The sequence below is a fragment of the Kocuria sp. APC 4018 genome, assembly GCF_030407675.1.
Lineage (GTDB): Bacteria > Actinomycetota > Actinomycetes > Actinomycetales > Micrococcaceae > Kocuria > Kocuria rhizophila.
On the sequence record NZ_JASDCY010000001.1, the window covers coordinates 104,048 to 113,067 of the forward strand.

The following is a 9,020-nucleotide window of genomic DNA, read 5'->3' on the forward strand; positions in this document are numbered from 1 at the left end:
GGCGCGGCAGCGGGGACGACGGCGCCCGGTCACCCCAGCCGGCCGCCGGACTCGCGCAGGTAGCACGCCGCGCACAGGGACTCGTAGGTCACGGCCACGCCGTCGATGGCCACCTGGTCCCCCTCGAACACGAAGTCCTCCCCCACCTTGCGCGTGTTGAAGACCGCCTTGCGGCCGCAGCGGCAGATGGTTTTGAGCTCCTCGAGCGAGTGGGCGAGCTCCATGAGCCGCTCGGAGCCGGGGAAGGAACGGGTGCGGAAGTCGGTGCGGATCCCGTAGGCCATCACGGGAACCTCGGAGAGCACCGCGATGCGCAGCAGGTCGTCCACCTGCTCGGTCTCCAGGAACTGCGCCTCGTCCACCAGCAGGCACGCCACGGGCTGGGCCTCCACGTGCTCGAGCAGAGCGTCCGGGTCGTCGCCCAGAGCGTGGCGCTTGAACAGCCCCATGACGCTCTCCCCCGGCGGGATGAGGAAGTCCACGGACCGGGTGACGCCCAGGCGGGAGAGGATCTGGTCCTCGCCCTTGGTGTCCACGCGAGGTTTGGCGAGCAGCACACGCTGCCCGCGCTCCTCGTAGTTGTAGGCGGCCTGGAGCAGCGCCGTGGATTTCCCGGAGTTCATCGCGCCGTAGCGGAAGTAGAGCTTGGCCACGGTCGGTCAGTCTATCGAGGCCCGCAGCCACGCCTTCGACGGGCGTGGCCAGCGCTGCACCCGGCCCTCCTCGGACACGGCCTCCACCGCGTACTCGATCTCCCCGGAGCCCGGGCCCTGAGGCAGGTGGGCCGTGTACTCGCCGTTCAGCGCGGTCTCCCGCATGGGCGTGCGGGTGGTCTCCGCATCGTCCGGCTGCCGGCTCAGCAGGGTCACCGCCTTCACCCGGGTGCCGCCGCAGCCCTCCGCGCGCACGCGCACCAGGGAGGGGTCCTCCGGGCCGGGGCGGCGCACGGACACGTGCATCATCCTCGGATCGAACACCCCGCGGACGCGGCAGTGCAGCACGTCCCCGTCCCGCCAGCCGGTGGGGCCCGTGTTGCGGGGGTTGCGCACCGCGTGGGGCTCCTTGTCGAAGGAGAACGTGTACCCGCGGACCTCGTAGCCCGGCATGGCCGCGCGCCACTGCTCCAGGGCGGTCTCGTCCTCGGGGATGCCGTAGCGCGGCACGTAGACCACCTTGTTGAGCACCACCGAGTTCACGTACGGCGCCAGCCCACCGTGGGGACTGATGCCGGTGTCCATGCGCAGGATCTCGAAGGGCCGTCCCCAGCGGGTCAGCAGCGGTTCCAGGTGCTCCGTGACGATCGCGTCATAGCGCTCCCGCAGGGGATGGTCGGCGGGCGGGCGCAGCACCAGCAGCCGCTCCTCGTCCAGGACCTTGAGCAGGCAGTCCGCGTGCTGGATGCCCCAGTTCTCGTAGTCGGGCAGCACCACGTGCTCACTCATGCCCGTGGCCGCGGAGGCGTCCTGGCGCACCTCGTCCCACGTGGCGCCGTCGAACGCGTTCTCCGCCACGAGCACCTGGGTGCTGATGAGCAGGTCGTGGCCGTCCGAGAGCACGTTGCCCCCGGTGAAAGCGTGCGGGAGCCTCTCGAACGGCAGCCCCAGCGCCCGGGCGAGAGCGGGCTGGGCCCGCTGGTCCACGGGCTCGTACTCGAGTGCGGCGAGGGGCTCACGGTCCGCGGTCTCCAGAGGCGCGCCCGGTTCGTGGGCCGTGAACGGGGTGGCGTAGACGTACCGCGGGCCCACGCACCACAGCTGACCGTGCTCGTCCATCACGGGGTGCGGACCCCAGTCGCGCACCCACACGGCGTCGTCTCCCTGCGGGGCGCGCACGAACGTGACCCTGTCCGGGGAGACGCCCTGGGACGCGAACCACGAGGCGGCGTCGTTCTCCGAGGCGGCGTCCGTGACGAGGACCCAGAGGTGCTCGTCCAGCGCGAGGTCCCGCAGCAGGGCTCCCGGCAGGGCCGCGGGCCACGTGACGAAGGCCCCGAGCGCGGGCTCCCATTCGGCGACGAGTCGTTTCTTCACGGGAGAGCGCCTTTCCATGCCGGCAGACGTTGGGAGGTCACGGCCCCTGCCCCGGCCGCGTGCTGCGCACCCTTCACCCTAGCGTCAGCAGGCTGGGGATCCTCCGCGTGCCCGAAGGGAAGCCGCCCTGCGGGGCCAGGGCTCGACCTCACCAGGCCGCACGGAAGTGCTGCGGCCCCTCAGCGGACGCGCCCCGCCACGGCGCGACGCCGCCGCCCCAGAACCACGAGGACCGCTGATCCGACGACGAACATGACCAGCGGGATCACGGAGCCCTCGAGCCCGAAGGATCCGCCCGTGAGCAGCGCGGAACTGCCCTCACCGGGGGTGTAGTGACCCACTGAGGTGCCCATGGTCGTGTGGGACACGGGAGCGCCCCACAGGTTGCCCTGGCTCCAGTTCCAGAACGTGTGGAACGCACAGGCACCCCACAGGCTCCCGGAGACCCACACCCACAGGCCCAGGAAGACCGCCACGCCGCACAGGTTCGCCCAGGCCACCCACGTGAGGCCGCCGTTGGCGCCGTGCAGCGCGGCGAAGACGATCGTCTGGACCACCATGGCGGCCACGAACCCCCAGCGGGGCGAGACGGCCTGCATCAGGTAGCCGCGGTCCGCGATCTCCTCGGTGGAGGACTGGACGGCGAAGCCGATCAGCAGCACGAGCGCCAGGGGCAGCATGCCCCACGTGGGTGAACCCAGGGAGGCGGTGCCCAGCACCACGTTGAGCCCCACCGTGACGGTGGTCATGACCACCGCCAGGACGGCTCCGATCAGGATGTGCCGCCCGGCACCCCCGCGGAACCCGAGGGACGCCACGGGGCGCTTCTCCTTGAACCGCACCCACGCGAAGAACAGCAGCATGGGGAGGATGAAGCTGACCGTCAGCAGCAGCTGACCCCCGAAGGAGTCCGTGGGCAGCATCAGGGCGAGGGGCGCCACGGGGAGCTGACCCAGCCCCATGATGAGCAGGGCGACGATGATCCCCAGCACGGGTCCGGTGGGGCGCCGGGCCTCCACCATCCCGTCCAGCGCGTGAGCTGAAGCCGGCGTGCTTCTGGGTGCCGGAGTGGGGTGGTGTGCGGGCACGGGGCTCCTCGGTGTCCAGGCCCGGTGGGCGGTGGTGCCCCGGGTCCTCCGCACACGCTAGACGCTGCCCCGCACCGTGCCCACCCCGCGGCTCGCTGCGGCCGTGCGCGCCGTCCCCGTCCTGCGTGGGCCGACGACGCCGCCCGCCCGGCTCCCGCGCGGACGGGACCTCAGACCCGCTGCGCCGCGGCGGTCCAGCGCAGTGCCACCAGGGCGAACCCCAGGGACACCACCGCAACACCGAGCATCGTGGCGGCCCACGCCCACGGGGCGAGGGACGCGGGGAAGGCGATCAGCGCCGTCGTGAGCGCGCCGGAGAGGAACTGGGTGGCGCCGAGCAGTGCGGAGGCCGCCCCCACGTTGCTGGTGGCCGAGGACATGCACAGGGACATGAACGCCGGCTCGCACGCACCCAACCCCAGGAGGCCGAATCCCACGCTCAGTGCCAGCAGGAACAGGGAGTCCGTGAAGACGGCCGCGCACGTGGCCAGGACACCGCCGGCAACCATGACGGCCATGCCGAAGACCCCCAGCTGGCCGGTGGTCATGCGGTGCGCGAGACGGTGGCCCATGACCGCGCCGCCCACCGAGGCCAGGCCGGTCACACCGAAGATCATGCCGAAGTCCGCCTGCCCCACGCCGTAGTGGTCCTGGTACACGTAGGACGCGCCACCCAGGTAGCAGAAGAGGTACACGAAGGTGCCCGCGAGCGCCCCCAGGGGCACCAGCATCCGGCGGGAGCGCAGGTGCCCGGCGTAGGCGCGCAGCACGGGTGCGAAGGCCAGCGGGACCCGCCGCTCCGCGGGCAGGGACTCGGGCAGCCAGCGGAACACGATGCCCAGGGACACGGCCCCGATCAGCGCGAGCACCAGGAACACCGGGCGCCACCCGAAGAGCTCGCCCACCCAGCCGCCCACGGCCGGGGAGATCATGGGGATCACCGAGGTCACGGTGACGAGCACGGCGAACGCGCGGGTGGCGGCGTCGCCGGAGACACGGTCCCGCACGGCGCTGTTGATCACCACGAACGCCATGGCCGCCCCCGCCCCCTGGAGCATGCGGGCCACCACGAGCACTGCCATGGAGGGCGCCGCGGCGGCGAGCAGGCAGGCCGCGATGAAGATGGTGAGTCCCAGCAGCAGCGGGCGGCGCCGCCCGAACGCGTCCGTGACGGGTCCCGCAACCAGCTGCCCCGCACCGAGCATGATGAGGTAGCCGGTGAGGGTGAGCTGCACCATCCAGGACGGCGCGGCGAAGTCGGCGCCGATCTCGGGCAGGGACGCGAGGTACATGTCGATCGCGAAGGGCCCCACACCCAGCACGGCGGCCAGGGAGAGGAGGAAGGAACGGGGCGGGCCCGCGGGGGCCGGCGTCACCTCGGAGGTGTTGAGGGTTGCTGTCATGGCTGAGCTTGCCTTCTTGCTGTCTCTGCCCGCACGGCGGGTGGCACTGGACGAGGATATAGCATAGTTGTACGCGTGTACTAGTTTTGAGGAGTGATGGTCATCGCAGGCACACAGGCCCGCGCCGTGGAGCGCCGAGCCGACATCCTCGCAGCGGCGTGCGAGCTGCTGGCGCGCGGGGGGACGGCCGCCGTGACCCACCGCCAGGTGGCCGAGAAGGCCGGTGTCCCCAACGGATCCATCCGCTACTACTTCGCCACGCGGGACGCCCTGCTCACGGCGTGCGTGGAGGACATCGAGTCCCGCCGGGACGCCGAGGCCCGGCGAGTGCTGGCCGAGGCGGCCGAGGACTCCGCCCGCCCGGGCCCGGAGGTCACGGCGCAGCGCATGCTCCGGGTCATCACCGGCCGGGGGCTGGAGGACGCGGAGCTGCGCGGCACCCTGTGCTGGCTCGTGGACACCACCCGGGAGAACGCGGAGCTGGCCACCGTGCTGGCCGAGGAGCGCATACGGCTCGAGGGTCAGGCACGCGAGCTGCTGCGGCTCAGCGGGTACACGAGGGTCCCCGCCGAACTGGTGATCTCCCTGGGCGAAGGCGTCATGTTCAAGCTGCACGTGGAGAACCGCACGGGCATCGCCCGGGAGACCGTGGCGGCCATGGCGGAGCTGCTCGCGTACCGGAGGGGTTGAGCCGCCCCGGATTCTCCGCGCCGGGCGGTGGGCGTGCTGCGGCGACACAGTGCGCCCTCCGATTCGCCCGCGCGTCCCCGCGTGCGCTCCAATGGACGGTGATGTCCACTCTCAGCGTGTCCCTGATCCTGCTGGCCGCCGTGGCGCGCGGCACCGGACCCATGATCACCATGCTGGTGGCGGTCCTGTTCCTGGGCGAGCAGCTCTCCCTCACGGCCGCCGCCGGGGCGATCGCCGTGCTCGTGGGCGTGGCCGTGGTCGCCACGTTCGGCACGCCCACCTCCACCCGGGACGACGCCGGGCCCACCCGCGGTTCCGCACTGACCGGCGTGCTGTGGGGTGCCGCCGTGGGCGCGTGCATCGCGGGCTACACCCTGTGGGACGACCACTCCATGGCCACCCTGGACCTGCCGCCCGTGCTGTACTTCGCGCTGACCTCGGTGGTCCTGGTGCTCACCCTGACCCCCAAGGCGTGGCGGCAGCGGCAGGAGATGGCGCACTCGTGGGCCGTGGACCGCAACCGGATCGTCGCGGTGGGCCTGCTGTCCCCGCTCGCGTACATCCTGGTGCTGTTCGCCATGCAGTCCACCCCGGTGGCGCTGGTGGCTCCCCTGCGGGAGTCGAGCATTGTGGTGGGCTCGCTGCTCGCGTGGTGGATCTACAAGGAGAACCGCCTGGTGCCCAGGCTCATCGGCTGCGCCGCGGTGCTCACGGGCATTGCGCTGATCAGCGCGTGAGCCGGACAGGGCAGGGTCTTCGCGCCCTGACGGAACCGGCGCGGGCCGGGCGGCGGCGGGACGGGCCGTAAGGACCGAGACCGGGACGACCGTGCGGCGTCGTCAGGCGGACCGCGTCCCACGCACGAAAAAACTTGCCGCGGCATGGAATAAGACCCCCGCCCGGTCCCGTTGAACCGGACATGACCACGATGAAGGCGCAGACATATCAGCAGTACGGCAACACCTCCGTGCTGGAGCTCACCGACCAGCCCATGCCCAAGGTGGGCCCCGGCGAGGTCCTGGTGCAGGTCAAGGCCGCGGGCATCAACCCGGTGGACTGGAAGGTCATGTCCGGCGGGCTCGATCCCATGATGAACGCCCAGTTCCCGGCGATCCCCGGCTGGGACGTCGCGGGCGTCGTCGTGGGCAAGGGCTTCGACACCCCCGGCGTCTCCGAGGGGGACGAGGTGATCGCCTACGCCCGCAAGGACTGGATCCACGGCGGCACGTTCGCCCAGTACGTCTCCGTGCCGGTGCGCACACTGGCCCCCAAGCCCGCGGCGCTGAGCTGGGAGCAGGCCGGCGGGCTGCCGCTCGCGGGACTCACCGCGTACCAGGTGCTCACCCGGCTGGGTCTCGCGGAGGGCAAGACCGTGCTGATCCACGCCGCCTCCGGTGGTGTGGGGAGCATGGGCGTGCAGATCGCCAAGGCCTTCGGCGCGCGGGTGATCGGCACCGCGTCGGCCAAGAACCACGACTACGTGCGTGAGCTCGGCGCCGAGCCCGTGGAGTACGGGGACGGCCTCGTGAAGCGCGTGAAGGAACTCGCGCCGAACGGGGTGGACATCGTCGCGGACTTCGTGGGCGGCGTGGTGGAGGACACCGTGGCCGTGCTCGCGGACGGCGGCCAGCACGGCTCCATCGCGGACCCCGAGGTGGAGAAGCACGGCGGGCACTACATGTGGGTCTCCCCGGACGCGGAGCAGCTCACGGAGCTCGCCCGCCTGGCCGACGACGGCAAGCTCACCGTCCGCGTGGACCGCACCTTCCCGCTCGAGCAGCTGCCGGACGCGTTCACGGCCAGCCAGGAGGGCCACGCCGTGGGCAAGATGGTGCTGACGGTCGACTGATCCGCACTGTGCTCCCCGGGGGCCGCGCCGACCTCAGCGGCACGACCCCCGGGGTTTTCCGCGCAGGCCGGGGCCTCGCAGCTCCGGCCACCTCATGACGATGCCTCGTCACGGGTGGACCGTGACGAGGCATCGTCATGTGCGGGGCCGTGCGGCGTCGTCGCCCGGGACTGCGTGGCCGGGACGGGACGGGCGCGCGGCAGCGAGGATCAGCGCGGCGCCATGCGCAGGGCACCGTCCATGCGGATGGTCTCTCCGTTGAGGTAGTCGTGCTCCACGATCATCCCGGCCAGCTGCGCGAACTCCGCGGGCTGGGCCAGGCGGTGCGGGAACGGCACGGACTCGGCGAGGGCGGAGCGGTAGTCCTCACCCACGCTGCCGAGCATGGGGGTGTCCACGATGCCGGGGGCGATGGTCATGACGCGCACGCCGCGGGAGGAGAGGTCGCGCGCGGCCGCGATGGTCAGCGAGTGCACGCCGCCCTTGGACGCCGCGTACGCCGCCTGCCCGATCTGGCCCTCGAACGCCGCCACGGACGCGGTGTTGATCACGAGGCCGCGCTGGCCCGCCTCGTCCACCGGCTCCTGCGCGGTCATCACCTCGGCCGCGAGCGCGAGCACGGTGAACGTTCCCACCAGGTTGATGCGCACCACGCGGTCGAACAGGGCGAGGTCGTGCACGCCGTTGCGGCCCACCACGCGCGCGGACGGGCCGATGCCGGCGCAGTTCACCACGGTGCGCAGCGGGGCAATCTCCGTAGCTGTGGCGACGGCGGCGCGCACCTGCTCCTCGTTGGTCACGTCCGCAGCCACGTAGGTGAGCCCCTCGACCTGGGGCGCCTTCTCGATCCCGCCCGGCAGGTCGATGCCCACGACCTTCGCCCCGCGCTCGATGAGCTGCGCGGCGGTGGCCGCCCCCAGCCCCGAGGCCGCCCCCGTGACGATCGCCGAAGTACCCGTGATGTCCATGTCCGCTCCTGCCGTTGTGGTGCGCGGCGCACGACGCCGCCCGGTTGCTGTCCCGGCCGATCGTACGGGCCCGGGCGGGGTAGTTCACGTCACACCCGCTCCGGGGCTCGTGGGGTCGGGGCGTGTCACACTCCCGGCCGCGGTGGAACCACCCGGACCGAGCCGCCCGTGGCGGGCGGACCTGCCCTCCACCCACCCCGTACGTGATCCACCCGGCGCCGAGACCAGCGGCGCTCACAGCCCCTACCTCCTCATGTTGTGATGGTTCCCGGTATTCAGGTGCCGGGAACCATCGAAGTCTGGCCGTTTGGCCGTTGTGGGAAACGAACTGTGACGCATTGCTGTTCGGGCAACCGGTTGTCACCTGCAACCGCGCCTACCCCAACGTGGCCATTCGCAGAACCGCGTGCGGTAAGATTGCCACACAATCTTACGGAGTAGTTCGTGCGGTCGGCTGAAAGTTCTATAAGGGCTCAGGAAAGAACACCTAGAATGCACACCCAGACACCCAAGTCCTTGATAATGTTCCGAGTTGTCTTCGGGTATCTGCTCATTAGTGCCACCGGGATTTCCCTGTGGTTGAGCTGGGTCGCCAGCCGCACCACGAGCACAGCTATAGGGTTAGGACTGCTCCTGATGATGGTGTCGGTGAGCGCGCTGGGCATCGGGGCGGTTTTGCTTGTCCTTGAGTCATCGCACCTAAAAGATTCACACCACCACACCCCCGTCCAGGGAATATCCCTCACTGGCGCAGCCTTCATCGCCGCAGTATCCGTTGTCGCCTCGATTGCTGTGACTTACCTGCATTTCATCACCGATGCCTCACAAGGTTTCGCCACTGCGGCAGTCAGCTACCCACCGGCCACAGCCCTGTGGTGCGGGACGCTGCTGTCCTTGACCGTATGGGTCTCTCTCATGGCCGTCATCGCCCAAGGCTCAGCAGCCCCAAGCGACGACCGCCACCCCGAGCACACGCGCACCTGAGGCTCGCA

Annotated in this window: 9 protein-coding genes; 4 read left to right on the forward strand and 5 right to left on the reverse strand. The window is 71.0% G+C overall.

Features of this window, described 5'->3' with window-relative positions:
* Positions 1-29 precede the first annotated feature (29 nt).
* The 4 genes from QL985_RS00460 to QL985_RS00475 form a co-directional block, all read right to left on the reverse strand.
* A complete protein-coding gene (locus QL985_RS00460; RefSeq protein ID WP_039102157.1) occupies positions 30-653 on the reverse strand; it encodes a thymidine kinase in 624 nt (207 codons plus the stop codon).
* Between the two features lie 6 nt (positions 654-659).
* Complete coding sequence (locus QL985_RS00465) at positions 660-2,030, reverse strand: agmatine deiminase family protein (protein ID WP_191550884.1); 1,371 nt, start codon at positions 2,028-2,030, stop codon at positions 660-662.
* A 179-nt stretch (positions 2,031-2,209) separates the two neighbouring features.
* Positions 2,210-3,052 (reverse strand): type II CAAX endopeptidase family protein, encoded by an 843-nt coding sequence (locus QL985_RS00470; protein WP_019309816.1) that lies wholly within the window; start codon positions 3,050-3,052, stop codon positions 2,210-2,212.
* A gap of 236 nt (positions 3,053-3,288) precedes the next feature.
* On the reverse strand, positions 3,289-4,521 hold the full coding sequence (locus QL985_RS00475; protein ID WP_039102155.1) for a multidrug effflux MFS transporter: 1,233 nt from the start codon (positions 4,519-4,521) through the stop codon (positions 3,289-3,291).
* Positions 4,522-4,617: 96 nt separating this feature from the next.
* Here QL985_RS00475 and QL985_RS00480 point away from each other — a divergent pair, with 96 nt between their 5' ends.
* From QL985_RS00480 to QL985_RS00490, 3 genes are all read left to right on the forward strand, one after another.
* Positions 4,618-5,211, forward strand: a complete 594-nt coding sequence (locus tag QL985_RS00480; RefSeq protein WP_039102154.1) for a TetR family transcriptional regulator — start codon at positions 4,618-4,620, stop codon at positions 5,209-5,211.
* Positions 5,212-5,312: 101 nt separating this feature from the next.
* A complete protein-coding gene (locus QL985_RS00485) occupies positions 5,313-5,948 on the forward strand; it encodes a DMT family transporter (RefSeq protein WP_223110055.1) in 636 nt (211 codons plus the stop codon).
* A 191-nt stretch (positions 5,949-6,139) separates the two neighbouring features.
* Positions 6,140-7,060 carry an NADP-dependent oxidoreductase gene (locus QL985_RS00490; RefSeq protein ID WP_181950992.1) on the forward strand — a complete coding sequence of 307 codons (921 nt, stop codon included), beginning with the start codon at positions 6,140-6,142 and terminating at the stop codon, positions 7,058-7,060.
* A 209-nt stretch (positions 7,061-7,269) separates the two neighbouring features.
* On the opposite strand, the gene QL985_RS00495 is transcribed toward QL985_RS00490, so the two are convergent.
* Positions 7,270-8,028 carry an SDR family NAD(P)-dependent oxidoreductase gene (locus tag QL985_RS00495; RefSeq protein WP_259905133.1) on the reverse strand — a complete coding sequence of 253 codons (759 nt, stop codon included), beginning with the start codon at positions 8,026-8,028 and terminating at the stop codon, positions 7,270-7,272.
* A gap of 492 nt (positions 8,029-8,520) precedes the next feature.
* Here QL985_RS00495 and QL985_RS00500 point away from each other — a divergent pair, with 492 nt between their 5' ends.
* Positions 8,521-9,012: a hypothetical protein gene (locus QL985_RS00500; RefSeq protein ID WP_259905134.1), complete on the forward strand. Its 492-nt coding sequence runs from the start codon at positions 8,521-8,523 to the stop codon at positions 9,010-9,012.
* The last annotated feature ends 8 nt before the right edge of the window (positions 9,013-9,020 follow it).

Excerpts from the sequence above, each read along its gene's own strand:
- QL985_RS00470 (WP_019309816.1), bottom strand. The coding sequence starts at position 3,052 with ATGGTGGAGGCCCGGCGCCCCACCGGACCCGTGCTGGGGATCATCGTC.
- QL985_RS00475 (WP_039102155.1), bottom strand. The coding sequence starts at position 4,521 with ATGACAGCAACCCTCAACACCTCCGAGGTGACGCCGGCCCCCGCGGGC.
- QL985_RS00480 (WP_039102154.1), top strand. The coding sequence starts at position 4,618 with ATGGTCATCGCAGGCACACAGGCCCGCGCCGTGGAGCGCCGAGCCGAC.
- QL985_RS00485 (WP_223110055.1), top strand. The coding sequence starts at position 5,313 with ATGTCCACTCTCAGCGTGTCCCTGATCCTGCTGGCCGCCGTGGCGCGC.
- QL985_RS00490 (WP_181950992.1), top strand. The coding sequence starts at position 6,140 with ATGAAGGCGCAGACATATCAGCAGTACGGCAACACCTCCGTGCTGGAG.
- QL985_RS00495 (WP_259905133.1), bottom strand. The coding sequence starts at position 8,028 with ATGGACATCACGGGTACTTCGGCGATCGTCACGGGGGCGGCCTCGGGG.
- QL985_RS00500 (WP_259905134.1), top strand. The coding sequence starts at position 8,521 with ATGCACACCCAGACACCCAAGTCCTTGATAATGTTCCGAGTTGTCTTC.